Here is a 22,410-nt window from a genome sequence, read left to right on the forward strand (position 1 = left end):
ATTAATGGCGGGGGTAAAATGAAAAGGTGCGGCGATACATTCCCGCACCTTTTTTATCCCCTAAAGGATTATGAAGGACAAAATAGGAACCGGCTCAGCCAAGGCCGAGGGCTTTAATTTTGCATATGACCGTGAGGAAGCGCAATCTCCAGTCATTCCAGTTCATTTCCGGCTGCAAAGGTTCCAAGAGGCCGGGATTCGATTTTACCCTTTTCTCGAATAGGGTAATTTGCTTTTCCAATTCTTCCAATGCCCTACCGAGGGATAACATTTTCAGTTCGAAGAAAGCGGTTGTTAATTTCCTTGGCCGAGCATCGGAACTTAGCTGAAGGTCCTGATGCCCGGTGAGGGAAGGCAATGATCTCAGGTCCTGCAGGGGTGGTAAAAAATGCAGAAGATATTTCCTTCTTTCCCGGATGATCCGGGTGGCAAGTACGCCTGTCAAATGGTGATGGATAATTTCTCCCTCCCGTTTCAGCGCAAGGAGTTTAGTGTCCAACTGATCGAGTGTGGTGAGTTTTTCCGTGGCAATTTCCATTTACATAAATTTTGGGTGTCAAGAAAGGCAACCCCTCGGAGGGGGATGGTTAGCGTGCCGGACGGCATGCAAAAAAAAGAAAGGTGCGGGTCAATGCATGCCGCATCTTTTTTAATTATCGTAAAGATCGAAGAGGCGCAATCAAGGGGAGGAAACTATTCGTCCGATTCAAGACTCAAATCGCCGATTTTTTCCGTGATGGAACCAAATCTGTAATTCCAATCCTCCCAATTCACATCCTTCTGCAAAGTTTGCAACAGACCCGGATCTGCCGTTGCCAAGCTTTGGAAGGGAGCCAGCTGGGCCTCCAGTTCCCGAAGCCCTTTATAGAGCAATAACATTTTCCTTTCAAAAAATCGATCCGTTAACTTTTTAGGCCCCGGCACTGATTTTGGACGGAAGTCCCTCGGGCCGGTCAGGAAGGGCAGCACTTCCAGTTCCTGGAGGGGCGTTAGGAAGTTGTCAAGATAATCCCTTCGGACATTGCTTAGCCGTGTGTCAAGTACGCTCGTCAATAAGATATGTATGATTTCACTTTCCATTTTGAGCTTAAGGAAGTCCGTATCCAACTGATCAAGCGTGGTTGTTTTTTCCGTGGTAATTTGCATCTCCATAAAATTTTTGGGTGTTGAGCAAGGATTCCCTTTTCGGGAACGGTTGGTTTTATAGAAAAGCAAATTAGGGTAAAAAATTATTCGCACCAAATCAGGGACGCTCAGACCGGCGCCGGTGTTTTAAGTGCTTTGCAGGATAAAAGCAGAAACCGATGGCCTTATAGATTTATAAGACTATAGATGGCGTACCAGGAGCTTTACGCACCCCGAAATTCCGCAGGGATTCCTGCGGAATTTTGGATGGCATATCAAGCCGCATTTTTTCCTGGTGTCGTTATAATTTCCCTGATGGTGTCCGGTGCCTGCACTTTGAGGGGCATGGTGCGGAAATTTTTCAGGTTTGTGAAGAAGCCCCGGTAGATTAAATACTTATCCCGAAAGAGCTGCTCCAGCAGGGAACCGGCGAGCTGGGCAAGGGATGAATTGATAAACAGGGATTGCCTGTGCAGTGCTTCGGCCATGGAGCAGCTGGGCGTATTGTTTTCCTTTTGTGCAAGCAACAGCGTTTTAAACTCATCGGTTACCATCGGCAGGGAGGCCACGGTTTTATATTTTCGGGATGGGGGTTGTTTGATATGGTTGAGTGTAGCAAGGACAACCTGACCGGAATATCTGTCATTACCGCAATCCAGCCAGTACAGGGGCCGTAGCCTTGTTGTTCTAAGGTGTTTGTTTGCCACCTGTTGCTTTAGTATGTCGGCAATCTCAAAACGTGCCGGAACGGTATCCACACAGGAAACGGTCATATTGGCGATAGACTGCCGGGGCATATTTACAGCTGTATGCAAATTGTATGGTTGGGTTATTGCCTTCCAGTCCGTACCGAAAAAGCGGTTCACGCGGTTGATGAGTGCTACGGATTTATGGAGGCCCAGTTCGGACTCGGCAAAAAGCTGCCTGCCGAGGTTGGGTTTTTGCACCACGTCATCGTCCCATAGCCGTAGGTGCAGGCCCGGGTGATTAAGAAAATGGAGCGTTTGGTTCAGGCGGGCCAGTACGGTGAGCATAGCGCTACCGGTTCCTCCGGCACCGATCAGGTTTACGGTCAGCGGGTTTGTGGGCGTGATCAGTTCGGTTGGGGTGAAGTGAATACAGGTCTTTTTTTTCATGACAATAAATCTTTAACGGTTATTGTTGATTGTTTCAGTTGCTCATAGGGAAAGGGCGTGACCTTCCCGCTGCAAAGGTTTTTCCATAGCCTGACGGTGTTCTTCAAGGTCGGCTGATGACCTTCGATCAGGTGACTGAAATAGGAATTAAAGAAATATTCCTGCCATTTTTCGATGAATACGGAAAGTTCGCAATCCTCGGGTATGTCGGTGGATATCGTACCCATGCAAACCCTCCCATTGAGGTTAATGTTAAAGAATGGCGCGTGGAACAGGGCAGTGTCCAAATTCGGACGCCCTATCGGCTCATTTAGGGCGAACAACCGCAGTTCGGATCGATGTGCTTTCCACAATAAACAGGGAATGGTCGCTTCCCCGTTAGGGATTCCCAAGTCGGGTGAAAAATAAAGAAATTTCCGCATGGGGCGCGTGTACCAAATGACATAGCTATCGTGGCCGCTTTGCACCCGCAGAACGGATTCGGGAAGAAGCCCCTTATAATGCAGGAAATTTTTCTTTTTGAGTTGCTCGGAACTTGCAAGGGACTGCGCCAGTTGAATGGTTTCTTCCTCGGTGAGCGGATGCGCGTTTATGGGCCTTCCTTTACGGTCAAAGTCGTAGGCTTCCACGTAGCGATCATAATGGCTGGCAATAGATTGGCGCAAAACCCATGCTTTGACGGGAAGATGTATCTTCTGAAAATTTTCTGTTATTTTATTCATGGTATACTATAAATGATGTTGGCTAATTTTTCCAACAGGTTAAAAAATCTTTTTTCAAATCGAAGATCATCCGCTGCGACGGGTCGATGGCGATCAAATACCCGGACATAGGTCGGGTTAACCTGAGCAGTAGACTCGTTATGGTAACATGAAATATATTCTTCCATTTCCTCAAAAAGCCATCCGTCCCCGTCCCAAATAAAAGAAACGCACTCATCGAGCTGTATGCAATAATTCTTTTGATCGTAAATCAAATCAGGATGGAGGTTATCCATGATGCTGCGCCCGGGGTATCTGTTATATAGGCGATAGGCCATTTGCGCCACTTTTGACACCGCTTTGCCAAAATCGTCCACAGGCCTAAAGGAATCCAATCGAACTTTCCAATAATGCAGATGATCAGGTCGGGAAATATAGGCCAAGAGCGATTTACCTATGGTGTTTATTTCGTTGATCTTTTGCATTTCCGGGGAGTCCGGCTCCATCCCGTTTTCAAAATAGGATTCTTCCATGTAAGCGTAAGTACCTCCGATATAATCATTATCATAGTCAGCCATATGGACGATCTGTTTCAGGTAAGCCATTATGGAAAAAAGCAGGGCTGTTTCGCCGGGCCGTTTCCGTTTTTTTGCCAAGGAATACAGCGGATGCAGCGGAATCCAGTTAAAATGGTATTTGGGGAGATATTGGTAGTACATAGCAATATGGCATATTCCCGGCTGTTCCTCCTGTTCGATGATATCCAGCGAATACTTGGGATGTTTTTCCAGTAGAAAGCTCTTGGCATGGCAAAAGGCATCGTACACATTGAGCGGATAGACATTGTTTCCCCGGCCCATAGGCGTAAATCCAAATTCTTCGGCCAGATAAGCAAGGCTTTGGAAAAAGGAATTTTCCCTTGACTGCCAGTGCTGCAGTTGCTCCTTATTTTCCACCATGGGCAGGAACCGATGCTTTAGAAAAGCATCGGCAGGTTGCCCGGTGGTACACATTTGCTTTTTTTCCCGAGGGCCTCGCGGGCGGTCGGCAAGTTTTCCATTTTTGACACGAGTGCGGCGAGCTTGTATGCCAGGTCCCATACGTTTTGATTTTTCGCGGGTATTACCCGCGCGATACGTTTTTGTTTCATGTTTGTCGCTTTCCATTCCGGTGATCATCCTTTTACGCCCATCACGGAAGTGAAGGTGAATTGCTCCTTATCGTCTTTGATAACGGGGCCTTCACATTTGGCGGATACCAACTCCGGATATATTCCCGTATAGTGATCCATAACAGCTTCGGCGCTCCATAAAGGGTTCGGATCGGAAAGGGCAACTTTTTTGCCATCTATTTCATGTAAGAAAATGCGGGCCAGTTCAATTGTTTCAGCCATGATCGGTAAGTATTTAATGATTAAGCAATGTTATTAAATAGGGAGGGTTCAAAAACTGCGGACAGCGCCTCCCTGCGTTTGCGGATTTCTTCAACCTTTTCGGGGAAGTCCTTCGGATCGGGGCATTTCGTCCATGCCTCGCGGTGTTTACCGGCCTTTTCCAGTTCGTCCACCTGCGCCATGATCGTATCGTAGCGGCGTTCCTGTGCGGTTTTTGTTTTCTCCTTTTCGGACTTCTCCTTTTGCTCTTCCTGTTTGCGCCGGTTCTCCATTTCGGAGTTTTTCCTGGCCTCCTCCAAACCTTTGGCAAAATTTTCCATTTCGCATTCAAGGTTCCATTGCATGGATATACCACGGGTAAGCCCTTCGAAAAAGAGGGAGCCGACTTCCCCGGGTGTTCCCCGGTGTGTTAAGGGCGGGATGAGCCGGGCGGCCTTGTCCCCCCGGGGATGGGCCTTATACTGGACGGTCAGCACCATGGTGTCTTCGGTATTGTCGATATGCAGCGTCCATTTTCCTTTGATGCCGATATCGTTGAGTTTTTTAAAGAATAAAGTATCCATATCTGAAAAACTTTGAGTTATTAATAATGGCGGGTGAAATAGCGCGGGATATGTACCAATACCCTTAGCAGCGACATTAATTCCGCGTGGCTGATGACCTGTTCCTGCAGCAGTTCCATCAAATCCTTTTCTTCAGGTTTGTCGAGCACACATTCCACGATGGGACGATGGCCTTCCTCCAAGCGGAGCCGGAGCAACTGTGTTGCCAAATCCGGATGAAAAGGGGAATCATGCCACTCGGTCATGATCAAGGTTTTATCCAAGCGCCTAAGCTGGTAAATAATGCTTTCCAATAGGTTATTCTCTAAAACCTTCAGATCAAGCTGTAGTTCAGTGATTGTTTTAACATATTCCATAAGTTAATTTTTAGCATTTAGCATATAGTGTGTTATCCATTGATCCCTTGGAGCAGACGCGCCAGCGATATGAGCTGGTGGGCACCGATGCCATTGTTTTCAAACACGTCGAGCAGGGGATAGTCATCGGTCGGCCCCTTGTCGGGCAGGCCACCAAAATCCATGGACACCATGACCTGCCCATCTTTACCGAGATAGAAGCCTGTTATTTCAAATAAACGGAAGGGATCATCGGCAAGCTCCCCGATCTTTACCCGTCGGCCAATGCGTACCAACTCATAGCTAATGGTATGAATTGCTTTTTGCTGAAAACTTTTCAGTTGTAACTCCAGTTCGTACATAGCAGTTGATGAGTTCATATAGAAAGTTTTAATACTAATTGATTAATGTACTTGTGCACTTCACGCTCCTCTGTGGAATTTTAAATTACCAATCTACCTGTCTATAAAATGCCTAATATAATATGGGGTCATTCCTGATCTATTCCCTGCTATACAGCTTAGTTTGTTATGTGAAATGGCATTTTCAACATATGACTTCAAAGAAAACGTTTTATACGGTCCTTTGATGAGATTAATAATATAGATAAATGCATTCGAATTTTTATCTCTTACATAGATTATGCAATCGGTCTTAAAATCTGATGCATTTAGTGTTCTAAATTCATTATTAGTAACCTCAAACAAATTTTCAGAAATAGTCAACATATAGATGCAGATTGTATGTAATTGCGTGAAATGATTTTGTAGCTATTTTTTTTATTATTCAGTGTAGTATCACTGTACACTAAATTCCTCCTTTATCTTTTTTCCGCCTTTTCGCCGCTTTTCGTTTATTCCCGCCTTTCTTCAGTTGCCGGGCTTTGTACCAATCACTGTTGAAGTAGTCGGTGAAAACATTTTCGTAGATCAGCCATTCAAACAGGTTCCTTTCCACTACCTCCAGTTCATTGTTTGCAAGGGGCCGGTACTTCGGTGCATAGAAACGGACGGGGAAACGCTCACTTTTCATTTCGAAAATCATGGTTTCCGCATCGTAGAGAAGCACATATTTGATCTGTTCCTCCATGGCTTCCATATCGTCCGTTAGGTCGGTGTAGCGCCGGAGGCTGGCGGGTTTTATCCTTTTGCGGGTTGCCTGCCATCTTTTAAAGTCTTTTTCCGTGTTCAGATAGCCTTTATTTTTCATGACCTTATTTTTGATTTAGCAAATTTATTTCCCATAAACCCTTAGCAGCAGATCGGCTATTACCAATGCGGTCAAGGCGTTTGCGATCAACTTTCCGATTACCTCCCCGACACGTTCTGCCTGTAGTTGCGGAGATTCCCAAGGCTGTTGGGTCAGATACCAGCGCCGCAAGCGGCTCATGTCCACCAAAATGTGCAGGATCAGCACGAAAGCGAGAAAGGTCTGTGTCATATCCTCTTTGAAAATTCCGTCCATAACAAATAATCAGTTTCCGTTAAGAATTAAAGTACCCTGTAACCATTCGGTAAGCAGCAGGAATAGTCCCCATAGGATAGCAATCCATGCTGCCAGTGAAAACAGCCATTCCACAAATGTGACAAGCAGGCCAACGAAATAGTTGTTAAAATGCTGTAAGCCTGCCACACCGCGCCTATTGAACCGTCTATAACCGATTATGAGTCGAACCAGTAAGCCAATGGCCAGCGGGATGATGCCCTGATATTGGATCGGTATCAAATCATGTAGTTCCATCTCATCACATTTTTATATCAACAATCACTTTATAAATCAGCCGGTATAATTGGGTCAGGCAATCGTTTATATGCTGAAACAGGTACACTCGGATATCCGTCTTTCAGAAAATAAGCGAAGCAGATGCGCACCGTTTTCACTGCATTGATTGCCTTGAACCTGTAACCCTTTTTCTTACAGGTTTGCAGCATGGAATCTTTGGCCCATAGATAGTTATGTGCGATTACATACACTGAGACTTTACGTGCTACCATCTTTCCGTTTTTCCTGCGCTCAATGGTGAGGAAAAAGAGCCATTCGTAATAAACCGACACTTCTGCGGTGCCGTACATTTTTTCGTTTATCACGTTGGTATCCTTTACTTCCTCCTTTTTCGTTTCCCGGTCCATGATTATATGATTTTGTTGTTATTGATTTATTTCATTATTCCCGGCGCTTTGGCGCGGAAGGCTTCCACCATACTTTCAACCTCGCTGTTACTGCGGCAGTTCCGAAGGGACTGCGACAGCCGTTCAATCTGCACAATGGGCGTAAGGGGCGAGAACAGAAATTCCATCGATCCATCCTTGGTCCTTGTCAGCAGGCGGTACGGTTTGGTCATATTCTTTTGCAGTACCTGGGCCTTTATGCCATCCTCGATATTTCCTTCCAGTTTAAAGCGTTTTGCCAGTTCCTGCATCCGCAGGTAGCGCCCGAAACGGGAGAGGTATGCTTTGGCGTGGCGGCGTTTTTTCGGTGAGCGGCGGCGCAGGTCACATAAAAAGGCCATATGGCTATATCCCGGATATTCAGCAGCCATCAGGCTGAAGGCGAAAAGCGGAACCTGTTTCCAGAGCCTGCGCGCTTTGCGCATCCGCCGGATTTTGGCAAGGCGCTCGGGTGAAAAGGTGCGCGGTGTTTTCATCCCTTTGCCTTTTCGATCAAGTCCTTTCCGGATCGTATGTCCGATTCCGTCAGCAGCGTACAGTGGATATCGTCACCGGGTATAACCACCAGTTCCGTTCCTTTGATGCGGAAGAAGTCGCAGCCTTTGTTTTCCGGCTTGGCGTACAGAACCCCGTAATCTTCCTCCATCGGCTGTTCACAGGGGTGAAAGTCCCTGTAGTTCGGCAACAGCGTTAGCTGGTCTATTTCCATGTACAGCGGGCAGGGGATGCCGATCAGGTCATCAAGGTCAAATTCGACATCCGGGTGTTCCCCTTTTGATTTCAGCAAATATTTTTTCATGGTGCCAATTTTTAATTTTCTATAATTCATTTTTGAGCGCAAGCAATTTGTCCAGCATATCCTGCCAATAAAGATGTTGCTGCCGGTCGAATAGCTCGAACGATTTATCCGGATGACGGTAGCCGGTAAATTCCCGCGCCTGTTCAATGGCTTTATTAAGGTCGGTAACCTCAATAGGTCGGCCATATAAATCGGTGATCTTTTGATGGTTCATAACGACTATTTAAAGAGAAGATTTACTGCCTGTACAAATTTGGGGTCGGGATGTTTCCGAACGGTAATGTAGTCCAGCAGGATATTGGAAGTTACCTGTGCAAGTGCGTTATGGAATAGCATCATCGAAAAGGTATAACCATAACGGGCAAGCGGTCCCTTAGCTTCGGCAATGATGGAGCGGATTCTGCGGATACCGATCATATACTCGTCAAAAGTCATATCCTGACCTTTCCATTGGGCGCGGTGAACGGATTCGTTTTCTTCGATGGCCAAGGTCATTTCATACAGAAAGGTTAAAAAATGGCCAATGGCATCCGGGAAAAGTTTATGTAATAAATCTGCTTTATTTTCAGCTGTCATTACGTTCAATGCTTTCATGTCTTTCGCTTTTAGCATGATTTAAATACTGTCTTCCTTTTTCAGGTATTCACACAGGTCTTTTACCAGCCGCTCCTGTTCATCCGAAACGGGACGCCATTTTTCCGCCATATGGCGAAGGCTTGCACAAAGGATAATCTTGGGCAGGCGGTAGGAGCCGGTAAGCGCATGCTTATCGGTTAAGACCGGTGCGGCAAGTGCCAGATGGAGGAGCCGTTCAATTTCCGCAATAGGAGGATTGGCCCTTAATAATGATCTATAGCTTTGTAAAATCTGTGCCTGTGTCATAAACTGAAAATTAGGGGAGCCGCCACCTTTTGCGGCTCCCGGGTTAAACCATCAAAATGGCAGATCGTCCTCACCGTTTGCCGGTTCAGCTACCGGATCGGTCTGTAGCTCAGGCTTTTTTTCTTCCCTGTCCTCCATGTTGACCTGTGCGAACATTATTTCGTCAACGTGAAAGTCGAAGCTAACCGTAGGTTTGTTTTCACTGTTGAGAAAAGCACCGATCTTTTCCTCCCCGAACAGTTGTAAAACCGTACCCTTGAGCAGGTAGGGAGCAATGTTTGCAGTTTTCCAGTAAGAACAGCGGTAAGTCCTGTAGCGCTTTGTTTTTTTCCCTTTACGGGTAACGTAGGATACAGTTGTCAGCATAAATTTGACAAAATCCTTTCCTTTGACGTTTGCTACTACGGCGTCTTCTCTGATTGTTCCATAAATGATGTCCATCATGTTTTAATGTTTATTGTGAATTAATAAAGTTTCGATTTAGAGAATGCGGTCACCATGGCGTTTGATGTTCTCCTGTCGGGTGCGCTCAATGTTGGGCAGCACATGATTTTTAACATAATCGGCCGGTGGGGTGCCTTTCAGGCGTTCTGCACGGATCAGTTCCATATCCACTTTTATCTCATACCAGCGTAACCTATAGCAGGCAGGGTGGTCAAACACCTTGTCGATGTAGTGGCTGTCGGCCACCTCTTCACCGGCAACCCGAAGGGAAGCCGCGCGGAAGTAATTCCGTATCCATTCTTTGGCGATCCTGATATCTTCGGATGTATGGTGCGGGAGGGGAAAGAGCAGGTAGTCGGCGCCTTCCGATATGGTTTTGTCCTCGGTATATTCAATGCCGTTGGGTGTCCAACTGGTCAGTTTGCCCTGCCTGTGCTGCAGTCCTATTTGAAGCTGAAATAGGGCAAAGCCATATTTACTGTAGTTTCTCTTTTTTTCGGCCTCAACTTTCGGCAGGATATAACTTTTTTTATATTCCTCAATCGAAGTTCCTTTGATGCGCTCCCTTCTGATGATTTTGCGGTCGATATGGATTTCATACCATTGCAGGTCGCTGCATAATCTGAAAACCTTTTCGATATACAGGTTGTCCCAATCATCAGGGCGGGCCATGCGGATGTTTTTGGTCACCAACATCTCCTGCAGTTGCTTCCTGGCTGACTGTATATCATCCTTGGTATGGAATTTATGAGGGAAAAGGATAAATTTTATCCTGTTTCCGCCGCCATCATCGGCCCGGTATTCAATGCCATTGTAGATCGTTCCTGTTACTGTCTGCATAAGTTGTTCATTGTGGGAGCCCCCGCGAAAGGGCTCCCGGATGATCAATTGAGTTGTAATACTTGCGTACCGTGTTTGGCATAATTCAGGCATAGGTCAAATGCCTGTTGCGCGCGGTTGAAGGCGGTGCCACCTAAGAGGATGTTTTTAACCTTATCTTCCGGGGTGCCGTATTTGCGCACATGCTGGAAATACCCGGTTACCCCGTTATAAACGCCGAACACTGTTCCTTTGGTGGTTTCCATTTGCTGCGTTTCGTTTGCCATGGCGTAGCTGTACACTTCGTTGCAGGTGTTTTTGAAGCGGGTGGAAAGGGCCTCGCTGTTACCTTCGATCACATGCTTCAGCACTTCGGGATTATTAGCCATAGCCATTTCAATGAGACGGCGTACTTCCCTATCCGTAATACGCACCTTGGACCAATGGGTAAACAGTTCCTGCAGGACGGGTGTCGTTTTATGGTGCATTTCCATAACCTTAAAGGCATCCTGTAACTGCTGGTCAGCGCTGGCGGTATGGCGCACCCGTACCGCGTGGGTGCAGTTGCGTAAGGCATGGTTGAGCGTATTGGCGCATACAATGCGGACGGGCGTAAGAGCGATGGTTACGCTGCCCGTTCCATCGTGGGAGGTGGTAAAGAACAGGTATTGTTCGATTACATCGTCCGAATCGCCGATACGGATATAATCCGGGAGTTTGGCCGTGATAAAGATGCGTTCACCGTTTCCGAGGCATCCCGCTGTTTCGTAACGTATATCCCTGCTGTTATCTACGATGGAATCGAAAAAGGCGAAGGCATTCCGGTTCTGCACGACGTGGTAATCCTTTCCCACTATGCCCAAAGGGATGTTTTTGTCCGTGCGCACGGTAGCGTAGAAGTTGGGTACTTCCATGTAGGGCAGGGCTATACCCTGACCGGCGACCAATTCGGTAAGCATGGTATCCTGATTGCGGATAAACAGTTCCCGTTTTTCCACGGTAAAATCCAGTCCGGCGTATTGGATCGCTTCGGCGCTGGTGGGGTGATCCTGCAGGATGGTTCCGAGTCTGTGCCATGCCTTTTCTTTAACGGAGAAAAAGCTGTGCCTTTGGGTGTCGTTGTCAAAAAAGAGTTCGTGAGCCATAATTAAAAGGTGTTTGAAGGGCAATCTGCCTATGGTGAACAATCATTGATTATTTAAATCCTGTGTGTCGAGCAGCTCGATCAGTTTTTCTTTTACCGCTTGGGCAATCCGGCCTTTCCACGCTTTGGAGTAGGCAAGAAAATCCGTAACAAGCTGTCGGCCTGTATAACCGTCGGGGAAGCGTTCATCGATGGAGGTGAGCGTTTCCATCATATCAATCAGCGGGAGGATTTCGTTCAACCTATCATCCCAATTCTTGCGAATCGTGTCCGCGATCATTTTAAAGTCTGCGGGAATCAGAATCTTCGCCTTTTGTCCCGGTTTCATCGGTTTCAATTTTTTCATATCCATTTTTTTATTCCGTTTTCCGTTCCGTTTTTCTTTTTTCATCAGTCCCATTGTGCGGGTGCTTTTTTATTTGCTGCCGGAAAGAAAAATCAACAATGTGCACCATGCCCGGGACAGCCGGAATAGGCAAAACGTCGTGGAATACCGGACCAAAGGGAGGATATGCCGCGAAAGCGTTTTGCCCTTTCCGGCGCGGGCATGACATTCGTTGACGTTTTCTCCGGCACATAAAAAAGCACCCAGGATGGGATTGGGCGAAAGAATTACCAAAAGCTTTTTGCGTTAGGTAGAGCAGCGGCATCCCGCAAAGCGGATAGAGCGGAACACGCCGGCCCGCCTTTAAGGGCGGGTAACGCCCCCTGTTTTAAAAATGGAAAAGTTTTTACCCTTCTTTACAGCAAAATGCCGGCGTTCATTTTCTCCGATCCGGACCAAGGAAAACAAAGAGTAATCGGATAGGCCAAGCTTAACGCAGATCCCGGATCGCTGCAATAATTACAGGTGCAATAAAAATTACGCTTGTCCGGAAGAGCCATCGGTGATCCTTTATTTTTAAATGGTAAGCGCGAAGGAGGGGGAATGAAAACAATAGTAAAAGAAGATCAGCTAGGAGCTGCGGGGGGATACTCCGAAATTCTTTTCCGGCGAAATATATCAATGAAAAACACGTCGGTGATTGACGGTGCAAAAGTCGGGACCGGGATACAGAATGGAAAGCGCATAACCCCGAAAGTGCCGGGTTGATCCGCAACACCGATGGCTATTTCACAAAATCGCGCGTTAACGTTGAAGACCGTTTTGCCAATGACAGTTTCAGCGATCACGGAGGTTCACTTGGGTATGCGCTTGAAAAGTAGGTAGACGCCTCTATCAAAGAAACCGAGCAGCGCAATTTCATCCTTGACAGCCGACCTCCATGATCATCGATAATAGCGGTAAAGGCTTAATGGCCTTCCTGCTGTCGATACCTATGGAAGAATTCATCGCCCGACCGGAAAAGAGGGGTGCCCGTAGCTTGTTACGTTATAGGCGACGTTGTTTGCTTGGGGTAGGTAGCTGAAGGCCTGATTGTGTACTTAGTCAATAAGTTCGTCCGGTGGGCAGAGCATATCAAGGAAATGGCGCCAGTCGGATATTGCTTTGCCTGCCCTGTATTCATGCAGCCTTTGTTCGATAAGAAGGGGAGCCCATTGCTGCAGGTCTTCAATTTCAGCAATGGGCAGTAATTCATGATCGCGGATATAATCGGTCATCATAGCGGGACGTTGACGGGTTGCCCGGCGCCATAGGCCCGCACAACCTGACCCCGGCTTTTTTAGGCGGGGTTTTTTCGCCAGGAGCTTTTGACGCTCCTGACCACGGGCACATTCGAGGCGTTGGTTCCATAGCTGCATCCGGTGCTCAAAGTCAGCCTGCAGCTGTTCGGCCGACATGCAACCCTGTAAGCGTGGCTTTGCACAGGCTTCCATGATAACGATATACCGTAAATAGGCAGGTTTGTGGCTCCGCAATTCTTCCGGCCGGGTAGCGGGGCAGAAAATACAGGCCGACTTGGGCGGAACCGGTAAACCTTCGGACCGGATGCTTTGCCGGCAGGCTTCACGGTCCATACCCCATTCGATTAAAGGGTACCAGTAATCATATTTGGGATCTTCCATATGCCGGGCATGGGCATAGCGCTTTAAATCCTTAGGACAGGCATCATAGCCAATGATCTTACGGACCTTGCCGCCACTGCGCCAGCAATCACGGGCAGGTTGCCACCTATCGGTCCACTTATTCTGAGGGAGCACCTTCCATTTCAGGGAACAGCTTTTGAATCCGAAAGCCAGCGATGGCAGGGTTCCATTGCTCAAGCAGTTTTCACCTAAACCGGTATAGGGAAGAGCGTCACCGAATTTTTTAGGTACATACCGGACAACGGTTACTTCCGGGAATTTAACCTTCTCCAGCCAGCTGTTGATGAGGGATAAATACGCATAGGTTTCCATTTTCTCATTTCCGGTATCAGCAAAAAGGATGGCATCTGGACGGATACCACGCCTGTTGAGTTCCACCAGCACTGCGGTGCTATCTACGCCCATTCCATAAGCTACGACCAGGGGCTGACGGCGAAGCTCATCGATTCCACGGAAAAGATCTGTCTGAAGTGTTTTCATAAATTAAGTTTTTAGTGAGGAAATCCATTAACGGAACCGGCTCCGGCAGCGGGCAATCAAGGGCAAAAGGAAACGGAATAAATGGAGGGTCCCCATTTGGGAGGAAACCGTTTATGCCGTAGTCTTTTGTCCGCTACAGCAGCCCGCTGCCGAACTTTGTGATGTGCATGGTTTCCATTCACTCACTACATCGGGCAATGCTATACATGCAATGAAATGATGGTTGAGCTATGGGACTTGCAGGTCCGCCGGCATGGGATCGGTGTGTATAACGGGCAATAATTAGCCGGAGTTGTTAGGGTGATCTGTCAGGCATTGCCTGCGCCGGGCCGGTGTTTAAGCTCCATGATTTTTACTTGGGATAGCTTCATATTCTTTAGCGAGATTTGTCAAGGGGTTAAAGGTGGGTTTTTAGCGCAGGAAGCCTTCGGGTCCGGCAGGCTTTAAGAATCCGATCCGAAGAATAATGAAGCGGAAGGGCGGGTACCCGGAAAGGAATGGTGTGTATGGATATGGATCTGATTTTATCGGCAGAAAAATTTATTGCTGAATATCGTAAAGTTGAATCGGCTACGCCGAGGGTAGGGGAAGAGCTCATTAAGGCGGTAGTCAAAGATAAGGGCACGGCGGCCCATCTTTGCCGTTCCTGGAGGGGACGAAAGCGGGATTGGGGTGATTTTTACCTGAACCTGAGCCGCGATGTACAGTATGGATTTTTAAAGGCCTGGGGCCTGGGAAGACCGGAGGGTGAGGCCTATATCAAAGAAATGAAGGCAAACCCGATAGCGATGCTCTGGGCGGATGCACCCACCTGCATCGAATGGCCGCATACCTTATTGAAATTTTTCTATAACCACGGAATCTCGGTGAAGCCTGCAGTGGGTATCGTGCTACCGAAACTTCCGTCTGAGAAGAAATGTTTCGGTAACTCTACCAATTGGGGCAATTATATACTGTCTCTGTCCGATGAGGAAAGGAAAAACGTGTTGAGACAAATTGCTAACTCGACCCTGGTACCCAAACCGGAAAAAAGCAAGCAACGGGGAATGAACCGTTAAATGAAGGAATCAGCCCGGTTAAGTATAGCGGAAGGTGATCACGGATACCTACATGAAGAACACCCGCTGTTTTAACAGCCCCCGGGAGACAGTTTAAGTTTACAAACGAACACCGACTGTACGGAAACGTGCAGTCTGCTGGTTGTGAAATTGCTAATCAACTGATAATTAAAAGAATAAAAATGTGGCATTTTATTGGATCGGAGTGAAAGGATCGGTATAAAAGAGGAGCCATGCATTGATCCCGTAAACTAGGGGAAGTCAATCGGTACCGGTAGCTATTGGGGTTTTAACGACATGAAGAATTTATTAATAACATGCATTTTCCTGGCAGTCGCCACGACCACATTTGGACAATTTGCCACAGCGGAAAAGTTCATTGAAAAGTATGCAAAAGAAAAGAGCTTCAATGGAACGATTCTGGTGAAGCAGGGCGATAAAAAGTATACCGGGAGTTTCGGCATGGCTAATTTTCAATTTGCCGTCCCGAATACAATGGATACCAAATTTAAGATTGCTTCCATTACGAAATTATTTACCGCCGTCCTGATCATGCAGCTGCAGGAGGCCGGGAAATTGGATATCCATAAGTCGATCCGCACCTATCTCCCCGATTACAGCGGCGAAGCCGGTGATAAAGTCAGCATTTTTAACCTGTTGACCGCAACGTCAGGAATCCGGAACAGCGAATCCGAAGAGGATGCAGGCAAAGTACCCCGCATGTTTTTAAAGGAATATACATCGAGTGAAATTTTACAGCACTATTGTAGCGGAAAATTGGAAAATGAGCCCGGTAAAAAGTGGAGCTACAACAATGCGGATTATATTATTCTGGGAAAAATTATTGAGGCGATCTACCAAAAGCCGTACGAAGCCGTTTTGGAGGAAAAACTGTTGCAGCCCTTGCATATGACCGGATCGGGAATGTGTTCAACCTCGAAGGTTGTTGAGAAACTTGCATCCGTATATATGATCGATGATAGCACCAAGCTGATAAAAAACGATCCATTCTATTACATTGAGAATTTCTATGCTGCCGGGGCCATGTATTCCACGGCAGAAGATCTCCTCCGGTTTTCCGAGGCCCTGTATGGCGGCCATTTAATTTCGGCCAGATCGCTGAAAATGATGCTAGAGCCATATATGGAATCCTATGGTTTCGGTTTATGGATCAGGGACCGGGTAATCAATAACCGTAAAATTTCGGTGGCTGAAAGACAGGGTTCAATCTGGGGAACAACAACAAGACTGCTTTATATACCGGAGGAAAAAATTACCATCATCTTACTTACCAATATGTATACCACGAGCCTGAACGATTTTCAAAACGAAATTATGAACATATTGATCCGTTAAAAAATAGCTTCCAACCTTTACTGCAAAGGTTTTGGCCTATTGTGGGGGGAGTTCTGATCCCCGAATCAAATCCGGCAATATCGTCAAAAAAGCAGGAAGGATATTTCCTGCTTTTAAAGAATGGCCTGAAAGGCATCAGTTCCGAAGGAACTCTCCGACCAATTTATAAAACTCTCCGGGCTGTTCAAGCCAGGGGAGGTGGCCACATCGCTCGATGATATGCAGGGAGCTGTGAGGAATGGCCCGGGAGGTCGCCAGGGCGGTTTCGAGACCCATTGGGTCCTGCCGTCCCTGAATAAGAATCGTCGGGACATCCAGGGCCTTCAACCTTTTCCGGATATTCCAGCGCGTATCCAGTAACCATTTTTCCATCAGGTCCTTTACCGCGAGGTTCAGGTCCTGCTCACCGATATGAAAGGATTGTGCAAGACTTTGATCGAAGAAATAGCCTTTCATTGCCAGGTTGTAGAGGCGGAGGTGCAGACGGAAAATTTCATCAGGTACGGGCTGCTCATCGAGTGCAGCCAGGAGCTGCATGAGTTCGGCGCCTGCCGTGGCATAAAAATGACGATCATCAGGTGGCAGGGATTCAAACAGGTTCTGCATAAAAAGGGGTATATAATCCGTATTCGATCCTGCAGCGCCTATCAATAGGAGTTTATCTATGCGGTTGGGATAGCGAACGGCCAGCTCCATTGCCAGCAGCCCTCCCCAGGAATGACCAAGGATCGAAAAGGAGCTATGTTTCAATTCGGCGGCCACTTTGAGGATATCATCGAGAAATAATGACAGGTTGATGGTTTCAGCAGAAATGGGCACGGTGGACAGCCCGGAGCCGCGCTGATGAATTAATATACATTGGTGGGCCTTAGCCAGATCGGCCATAACCGGCAACATGTATTCAGGAGAAAGGCCGGGACCGCCCCCCAATAAAAAGAGCGGCGCCCCTTCGCCCAGCACCTGAAAATGGATGGTTTGACCGCCGGAACGGACAGATCCGGCTTGAAGTATGTGCGGCGAGGTACGGTCAGCCGCCATTTGGGGATCAATAGTTGTTTGCATGGGAATAACATCAATTAACAATGGAGCGGGATAACGCTATGGATAAATTATTTTTCCAATTCAAGAAACCTGGCATCGGGATTGACTTCCCTGATCCAGCTCCCGTCATCCTGCCTTGCGAGATAAATTACTTCGGGTTTAGCTTCCGGTGAAAAATCCCGGTTCTTACTTAATGCGGCAAAGGGCGTAACATCAGTATAAGATACTTTATAAGTAGCGGTGGCGACTTTTCCATCTTGCCCTGTCTGCACCTTTACATTTTCCGGGCTTACTACGTCAGCTTCTGCAAGCCGTACGGCGATCTTCTCCTCAGGAAGATCGGGATCAGCCACTTGATAGCTTTTACCTTTTTCCGTTAGTTCAATCATGTACCTTCCTTCGGGAATTACTTCACCGACGGGAATAACGGAAAGGTAGCCATCCCGGATGAGTGAAGTTGAACGGGCGTTATCCGCATGATCGCCATCTACGCGATTGATCGTATAGGTAATGGTACGTGGATATTTCATTTCCTTTCGGATGATCGCGTATGCCTCTTCAGACTTGAGTTCGGTTGTGCTGTTACACGCATACAATGACAGCGCCAGGCTACAAATAACAGGTAATCTCATAATCTAATCACATTGGTACTATACAAAGTTACCGAAGCCGGCATCGACTTCCAAAGACTTAATTCTGTAAAATGCTCCTTATGAGCTGTTTATATTAAAATACGGCGTATGTTTAGAAAAATGGTACCTGCACGATTTGATTGCAGGTACCTGCCGTCGTTCCAGATTTCTTTACGGGGAATGCAATCACATTCCCCCTACGCTCCACGAAGCCGGAAAGACCGATATGCCCACTTTTACGTAATGAACCGCGGGCACTTATGAAAGAAAAATCAATGTTCGCTTTTTTCACAGAAACTGTTTATTTGTGAGATGTAAAGGTCGTGCGGATAGGGTAATATTGTCAAGGGACAGAATTGTCACCCTTTCTGTCACCGTGTTCCGCCATGGAGGAAAAACTGGCTATATGTCTCCGAATCCGCAAAAGTGGTGACATATAAAAAATGAAATAGAACAAATATCTATGGTTTCGTTACGTAACAGGTTTCTCCCGTGCTATTATAAAAGGCAATGATCCCGGAAAATTCCGGAATGTTAGCCGAATCGGTCGAAAAAAAATTATTCCGGGCTAAAATCTGCTCAGAAAGTAGTAAAAGGAGAGGTAAACAGGAGAGCCAGGAGCATATGGCCATAGGATTTTTCCAGTTCGGCAAGCTGCTCGGTGAGGTAACGGTGCAGTCCCTGAACGGTTGGGGGATCAAAGTCGGTCGTTTTTTTCCGCGCACTTTCATAACTGATAGGACCCGTGCGGGTGGTACGTAGAAAGGAGCGTAGCACCCGGATGACATGCAATGGTGAATGGTAGGGAATGCGATTGATCGCAACATTGATCGTTGTCCAAAGGTTAATCTGCTTAACCGTCAAATCAATGATGAAAAAAGCTTCTTTATCACGGGAGAGGATCTTGACCTGTTCATCTTCCTGCTCCTGAAGGTAGTTCAATTCTTCTTCGATCTGTAAGATGAGGTGATCTTTAACCGACGTACGATCGGGGTCATAGCTCCAGGCCGGGTTCTGTTCGGCCTGCCGGGTTTCTTTAAGCCGGAACAGGAGGCGCTCCTTTGCTTCGCTTATGGAATCGGCTTTTTCACTTATCTCCTTTACACGGCTACCTGCATACCGTAATACCGGTTCTTTATTAAAGTTGAAATAAAGGATCAATTGCCAAAGTCGATCGCTCCATTGGTTGACGGGCCACTTTTTCTGCATGCGTTCCAGCCCCCGGAAAAGCTTGCCGTGGTAGTCTACATGCCTGTAGCTTAGGTTGCGTTCCTGCCGGGGAAAATTCAGTAGGTAGCTGATCAGCGTTTCCGTCAGCTCGGGTTCGATGTGGTTTCTTCGCAGGCGTTTGGACAGGCGAGTAAGGATAGGCCGTATCTCATCGTGCATCAGGCGTAAGCGGTAATCGGCATATTTTGCTTCCATTTCCAGGTAGGCGCTGCAGGTATTTTCAAGAAATAACAGAAAAGCGCTGATCATTTCCTGGGTTAGCAGGGAAAGGCGTAGGATTCCCATATTGCGATTTTCGGGGAGGGATTCAGCTGTAAGGTCGGGAAGATCTGCCTGCTGGGGATAAAGCTGGTCAGAAAGATACACAATTCGGTTATGGGCAGCGCGGATCAGGCGGGTTATCACCTGGTCATCTTCACTGCTGACCAGCAAGTCCATGACACGTTCTTTAAGAATGACATCACATTGCCGGATGTAATTTAACCGATCGTCGTAAATTTCCTCGGATACTTCCTGATGGTGCACCAAGGCCGGGAAAAGTTCGTTCAGTACAAAACCTTCCAGCAGATTAAGCTCATTTTTCATTGCTTCAATAAAGTTTGTGTAATACTGCGGATCACGTAAAGCGAATCCCGGGGAAATTTAGCCTGTCAATGACTGATCATTTCCCTAAGCGATTGGTTATACATCAAATATATGTGAAACAAATGAAATTTACAAATCGCTGATAACCAAAATTATAAACATGAATTAACCAACTGAAAAGCAGGGTGCAAGCGGTTATGAGGTGCAAGCAGCGAACCGGATCATGATATTGGCCGGAATGTTAAAGCCATGTTGTATTAGGTACAACATGGCTTTTAAATTTTATCCTAATTGGATCTTAGAATGAAGTCGCCTATGTATAGATTTATGACTCAAAAAACTGGCCAACTATCAATATAATTGGGCTACCATCAGGCATTCAAAATAAGTAGAAAGATCGTTATAACGGCCGGATGCCATAATGCCCGGAACCCTGGTATGGTAAAAGTTCATATCAAAAGGCACGTAATCTGGATAGATGCGATTAATGTGTTTAATTATGCCATTGATCAGATCAAGCTCGCCCTTGGATCGGATTCCTTCCAAGGTCGTTACCTTTGTTAGGTCAGAACGCAAATAGACAGAAAACACCTTTTCCATTCCGCTTATAATAACGTTACAGGAATCCAATTTAGCGTAACCGATTCTTTCGGGCAAGTAGAATTGAGCAATATAGCTGAAATCGATCCGCTCGGTAACATTTACATTTCGTTCTGCTGCAATAACCTTACATAAGTTGTCAAATAAGCCGGTGTTTGAAGCGCAACGTTCTTTCAGTTTGAGAAAAGCAATGTATTCGGCACTTTCCAGATATTCCTGATCCCCCGGATTAAGATCCTTGGGATAATATTTATAAATAGTATCCAGGTACTTCTCGTTATGTCTTATCATTGGACAAATATTACTTTTTCCTGCTTACGCAGGTATCTATAAATGTTCATTTCAATTAACAACCCTTGCCTGAGGTTGCATTCGTGTAAACCGCTACTTTTGCTTTGGCAGGATCAATTGTATTACCCGTAGTGGCAGATAAGGAGGGAACCACACCCTCATGCATATTCTCATAAACCCTGAACATTCCTTCCAATGCAATAAAGTTAAAATAAAACTGCATGTTTTGGGCAAAAATCGCACGGTACTTGGTCTGCGCAATTACAGGATCAAAAAAATCCTGTCCATGTCCCAAGTTGGTCATTTCACTTGCATAATGATAGGCTTCATAAATAAACTCTTTAAGTTGCTGATCCGTAAAGGTGTAATTTTTTGTTCTATCGTCCGGATTGGCGATGACGAATGGAATATTGATATATATATTAAAGGTGATGACATTGGTTTTCGGCGGTCCTATCAAAGGCACATCCGTAATACCGAATTTAACATCTTTAAGATGTACTTCTTTAGTCGTACTATTTTTGGGAACCAGGCTGATGCTGCTCATACAAAGCGGCCTGAATCCTTCAGGCGGCGTTGGAGTAATTATGGGTGGCGTCCCGGTACCTCCATTGTCATCTGTAGGAGGATCTGCAAAATAGATGTTCTCGCAGACTGTGTGATATGATGGGGTTGACTGGTACCATTCGGCAGTATAATCACAGGAAGTACCAACGGTGGGGTAAGAGCATTCGCCGGTAAAATTGGAATAGACATGAGGGACTCCCTGACAGACCGTATACCAGTTGCAGGTCCTTACCGTATAACAAACCTGTTCCCACCCCATTGTCGTGTTTTTGCCTGACTTCTTAGAGGCGGTTTTGTTTGATAACCCGTGCTTATCGTTAAGTTTGACCTGTTTGATAAAATTTTGGGAGGTTTTACCAAGGTTATAATCTATGAGGTGTAATTGGTCAGTAAGTAGATCATCGAGCGCCAATCGACCGTTATAAAGGAATAGGGTAGAGTCATTGGTTATCTGTCCTACCGGCTTCGGGTAAAATCGGCTCCGATAGAATTCTTTACCGTTCTTTACCAATAAAAAGGCTTTGTGGCCTATTAAATTAACGGGGGATTGTCCGGATGGAGATTTTGCAATGGGATGAAGTGGAATAAAACGGTAATCCAGTGAATCTCCCATCTTATTGGTAGTGATTTTGTTCCAATTGGGGATGTAAATTATCTGCAGGGTATCATTAAGCGTGTCTATGAGTCTGGAGGCAAGATCGGCATTGGAGAAATCTTTTTTGATCATGGCAGTGGTAATGGACTCTTTGATTTCCAAGTTGGCATCCGGGTTGTGGAGGTTCTCTTTTTGACACCGTGTAAATAGGCACATAGCCAACAATAGCAGCAGCACACTTCGTAGCGACTGTCCGGCAGGAAGATAAAATTTTCTCATAAAGTGGTTTTTAATTTTTTTGAGAAAATTAATCATGGATTGTATCGATAACATTAAAAGAATATTAAATAATTACATCGTGAAATTAGCGGCGAGATGAGGTTTGGGTGCGTTTATTTTGTTGTACTGAAATCTGAATTTAAATAAAGGCCATGACAA

General features: G+C 46.3%; 32 protein-coding genes. 3 read left to right on the plus strand and 29 right to left on the minus strand.

The features are described 5' to 3' along the window. Positions 1-94: 94 nt before the first annotated feature. The 22 genes from E0E36_RS08590 to E0E36_RS08690 all read right to left on the minus strand — a co-directional run bounded on the left by E0E36_RS08590 (position 95) and on the right by E0E36_RS08690 (position 11,855). Positions 95-538 (minus strand): hypothetical protein, encoded by a 444-nt coding sequence (locus E0E36_RS08590; protein WP_130855613.1) that lies wholly within the window; start codon positions 536-538, stop codon positions 95-97. Between the two features lie 155 nt (positions 539-693). Beyond that, positions 694-1,152, minus strand: a complete 459-nt coding sequence (locus E0E36_RS08595; protein ID WP_130855614.1) for a hypothetical protein — start codon at positions 1,150-1,152, stop codon at positions 694-696. A gap of 248 nt (positions 1,153-1,400) precedes the next feature. Beyond that, positions 1,401-2,261, minus strand: coding sequence for a PRTRC system ThiF family protein (locus E0E36_RS08600; RefSeq protein ID WP_130855615.1), 861 nt, complete (start codon positions 2,259-2,261; stop codon positions 1,401-1,403). Beyond that, on the minus strand, positions 2,258-2,983 hold the full coding sequence (locus tag E0E36_RS08605; RefSeq protein WP_130855616.1) for a PRTRC system protein B: 726 nt from the start codon (positions 2,981-2,983) through the stop codon (positions 2,258-2,260). The genes E0E36_RS08600 and E0E36_RS08605 overlap by 4 nt, the downstream gene beginning before the upstream one ends. After that, positions 2,980-4,128 carry a hypothetical protein gene (locus tag E0E36_RS08610; protein WP_130855617.1) on the minus strand — a complete coding sequence of 383 codons (1,149 nt, stop codon included), beginning with the start codon at positions 4,126-4,128 and terminating at the stop codon, positions 2,980-2,982. The genes E0E36_RS08605 and E0E36_RS08610 overlap by 4 nt, the downstream gene beginning before the upstream one ends. 8 nt (positions 4,129-4,136) lie before the next feature. Next, positions 4,137-4,355, minus strand: coding sequence for a PRTRC system protein C (locus E0E36_RS08615; protein WP_130855618.1), 219 nt, complete (start codon positions 4,353-4,355; stop codon positions 4,137-4,139). Between the two features lie 20 nt (positions 4,356-4,375). Beyond that, positions 4,376-4,918 (minus strand): prtrc system protein e, encoded by a 543-nt coding sequence (locus E0E36_RS08620; protein WP_130855619.1) that lies wholly within the window; start codon positions 4,916-4,918, stop codon positions 4,376-4,378. A gap of 20 nt (positions 4,919-4,938) precedes the next feature. Continuing rightward, entirely contained in the window at positions 4,939-5,274 is a 336-nt protein-coding gene (locus E0E36_RS08625) for a hypothetical protein (protein WP_130855620.1), read from the minus strand. A 32-nt stretch (positions 5,275-5,306) separates the two neighbouring features. Further along, on the minus strand, positions 5,307-5,633 hold the full coding sequence (locus E0E36_RS08630) for a hypothetical protein (protein ID WP_130855621.1): 327 nt from the start codon (positions 5,631-5,633) through the stop codon (positions 5,307-5,309). A gap of 427 nt (positions 5,634-6,060) precedes the next feature. Continuing rightward, the gene (locus tag E0E36_RS08635; RefSeq protein WP_130855622.1) at positions 6,061-6,462 is read right to left on the minus strand and encodes a hypothetical protein; all 402 of its coding nucleotides are present in this window, start codon (positions 6,460-6,462) and stop codon (positions 6,061-6,063) included. Between the two features lie 24 nt (positions 6,463-6,486). Next, on the minus strand, positions 6,487-6,642 hold the full coding sequence (locus E0E36_RS27705; RefSeq protein WP_165446949.1) for a hypothetical protein: 156 nt from the start codon (positions 6,640-6,642) through the stop codon (positions 6,487-6,489). An 84-nt stretch (positions 6,643-6,726) separates the two neighbouring features. Next, positions 6,727-6,993, minus strand: a complete 267-nt coding sequence (locus E0E36_RS08640; protein WP_130855623.1) for a hypothetical protein — start codon at positions 6,991-6,993, stop codon at positions 6,727-6,729. Between the two features lie 29 nt (positions 6,994-7,022). Then, positions 7,023-7,382, minus strand: a complete 360-nt coding sequence (locus tag E0E36_RS08645; protein WP_130855624.1) for a hypothetical protein — start codon at positions 7,380-7,382, stop codon at positions 7,023-7,025. Positions 7,383-7,408: 26 nt separating this feature from the next. After that, on the minus strand, positions 7,409-7,897 hold the full coding sequence (locus E0E36_RS08650; RefSeq protein ID WP_130855625.1) for a hypothetical protein: 489 nt from the start codon (positions 7,895-7,897) through the stop codon (positions 7,409-7,411). Further along, positions 7,894-8,220, minus strand: a complete 327-nt coding sequence (locus E0E36_RS08655; RefSeq protein WP_130855626.1) for a hypothetical protein — start codon at positions 8,218-8,220, stop codon at positions 7,894-7,896. Before E0E36_RS08655 ends, E0E36_RS08650 begins: the two co-directional genes overlap by 4 nt. A 19-nt stretch (positions 8,221-8,239) precedes the next feature. Beyond that, on the minus strand, positions 8,240-8,434 hold the full coding sequence (locus E0E36_RS08660) for a hypothetical protein (RefSeq protein ID WP_130855627.1): 195 nt from the start codon (positions 8,432-8,434) through the stop codon (positions 8,240-8,242). Between the two features lie 5 nt (positions 8,435-8,439). Then, the gene (locus E0E36_RS08665; RefSeq protein WP_130855628.1) at positions 8,440-8,814 is read right to left on the minus strand and encodes a hypothetical protein; all 375 of its coding nucleotides are present in this window, start codon (positions 8,812-8,814) and stop codon (positions 8,440-8,442) included. A 21-nt stretch (positions 8,815-8,835) separates the two neighbouring features. After that, positions 8,836-9,102 carry a hypothetical protein gene (locus E0E36_RS08670; protein WP_130855629.1) on the minus strand — a complete coding sequence of 89 codons (267 nt, stop codon included), beginning with the start codon at positions 9,100-9,102 and terminating at the stop codon, positions 8,836-8,838. A 51-nt stretch (positions 9,103-9,153) separates the two neighbouring features. Beyond that, complete coding sequence (locus tag E0E36_RS08675) at positions 9,154-9,546, minus strand: single stranded DNA-binding domain-containing protein (RefSeq protein ID WP_130855630.1); 393 nt, start codon at positions 9,544-9,546, stop codon at positions 9,154-9,156. A gap of 36 nt (positions 9,547-9,582) precedes the next feature. Beyond that, complete coding sequence (locus tag E0E36_RS08680; RefSeq protein ID WP_130855631.1) at positions 9,583-10,386, minus strand: hypothetical protein; 804 nt, start codon at positions 10,384-10,386, stop codon at positions 9,583-9,585. A gap of 44 nt (positions 10,387-10,430) precedes the next feature. Further along, the gene (locus tag E0E36_RS08685) at positions 10,431-11,510 is read right to left on the minus strand and encodes a DUF932 domain-containing protein (RefSeq protein ID WP_130855632.1); all 1,080 of its coding nucleotides are present in this window, start codon (positions 11,508-11,510) and stop codon (positions 10,431-10,433) included. A 42-nt stretch (positions 11,511-11,552) separates the two neighbouring features. Then, the gene (locus E0E36_RS08690) at positions 11,553-11,855 is read right to left on the minus strand and encodes a hypothetical protein (protein ID WP_130855633.1); all 303 of its coding nucleotides are present in this window, start codon (positions 11,853-11,855) and stop codon (positions 11,553-11,555) included. Positions 11,856-12,437: 582 nt separating this feature from the next. On the opposite strand from E0E36_RS08690, the gene E0E36_RS27710 reads away from it, so the two are divergent. Continuing rightward, positions 12,438-12,602 carry a hypothetical protein gene (locus tag E0E36_RS27710; protein WP_165446951.1) on the plus strand — a complete coding sequence of 55 codons (165 nt, stop codon included), beginning with the start codon at positions 12,438-12,440 and terminating at the stop codon, positions 12,600-12,602. 332 nt (positions 12,603-12,934) lie between these two features. On the opposite strand, the gene E0E36_RS08700 is transcribed toward E0E36_RS27710, so the two are convergent. Further along, entirely contained in the window at positions 12,935-14,017 is a 1,083-nt protein-coding gene (locus tag E0E36_RS08700) for an adenine nucleotide alpha hydrolase family protein (RefSeq protein WP_130855635.1), read from the minus strand. 506 nt (positions 14,018-14,523) lie between these two features. On the opposite strand from E0E36_RS08700, the gene E0E36_RS08705 reads away from it, so the two are divergent. Both E0E36_RS08705 and E0E36_RS08710 read left to right on the plus strand, forming a co-directional pair. Beyond that, positions 14,524-15,075, plus strand: a complete 552-nt coding sequence (locus E0E36_RS08705; RefSeq protein ID WP_130855636.1) for a hypothetical protein — start codon at positions 14,524-14,526, stop codon at positions 15,073-15,075. Between the two features lie 297 nt (positions 15,076-15,372). After that, positions 15,373-16,431 carry a serine hydrolase domain-containing protein gene (locus E0E36_RS08710; RefSeq protein WP_130855637.1) on the plus strand — a complete coding sequence of 353 codons (1,059 nt, stop codon included), beginning with the start codon at positions 15,373-15,375 and terminating at the stop codon, positions 16,429-16,431. Positions 16,432-16,566: 135 nt separating this feature from the next. Here E0E36_RS08710 and E0E36_RS08715 read toward each other — a convergent pair whose 3' ends face one another. The 6 genes from E0E36_RS08715 to E0E36_RS08740 form a co-directional block, all read right to left on the minus strand. Continuing rightward, on the minus strand, positions 16,567-17,493 hold the full coding sequence (locus E0E36_RS08715; RefSeq protein ID WP_130855638.1) for an alpha/beta fold hydrolase: 927 nt from the start codon (positions 17,491-17,493) through the stop codon (positions 16,567-16,569). 47 nt (positions 17,494-17,540) lie between these two features. Beyond that, entirely contained in the window at positions 17,541-18,104 is a 564-nt protein-coding gene (locus E0E36_RS08720) for a hypothetical protein (protein ID WP_130855639.1), read from the minus strand. Between the two features lie 112 nt (positions 18,105-18,216). Then, the gene (locus E0E36_RS08725) at positions 18,217-18,396 is read right to left on the minus strand and encodes a hypothetical protein (protein WP_130855640.1); all 180 of its coding nucleotides are present in this window, start codon (positions 18,394-18,396) and stop codon (positions 18,217-18,219) included. Positions 18,397-18,683: 287 nt separating this feature from the next. Next, positions 18,684-19,919, minus strand: coding sequence for a hypothetical protein (locus E0E36_RS08730; protein WP_130855641.1), 1,236 nt, complete (start codon positions 19,917-19,919; stop codon positions 18,684-18,686). Positions 19,920-20,270: 351 nt separating this feature from the next. Further along, positions 20,271-20,810: a hypothetical protein gene (locus tag E0E36_RS08735; RefSeq protein WP_130855642.1), complete on the minus strand. Its 540-nt coding sequence runs from the start codon at positions 20,808-20,810 to the stop codon at positions 20,271-20,273. A gap of 55 nt (positions 20,811-20,865) precedes the next feature. Then, the gene (locus E0E36_RS08740) at positions 20,866-22,251 is read right to left on the minus strand and encodes a hypothetical protein (RefSeq protein WP_130855643.1); all 1,386 of its coding nucleotides are present in this window, start codon (positions 22,249-22,251) and stop codon (positions 20,866-20,868) included. Positions 22,252-22,410 lie beyond the last annotated feature (159 nt).

The sequence above is a fragment of the Olivibacter jilunii genome (assembly GCF_900607235.1).
Lineage (GTDB): Bacteria > Bacteroidota > Bacteroidia > Sphingobacteriales > Sphingobacteriaceae > Olivibacter > Olivibacter oleidegradans.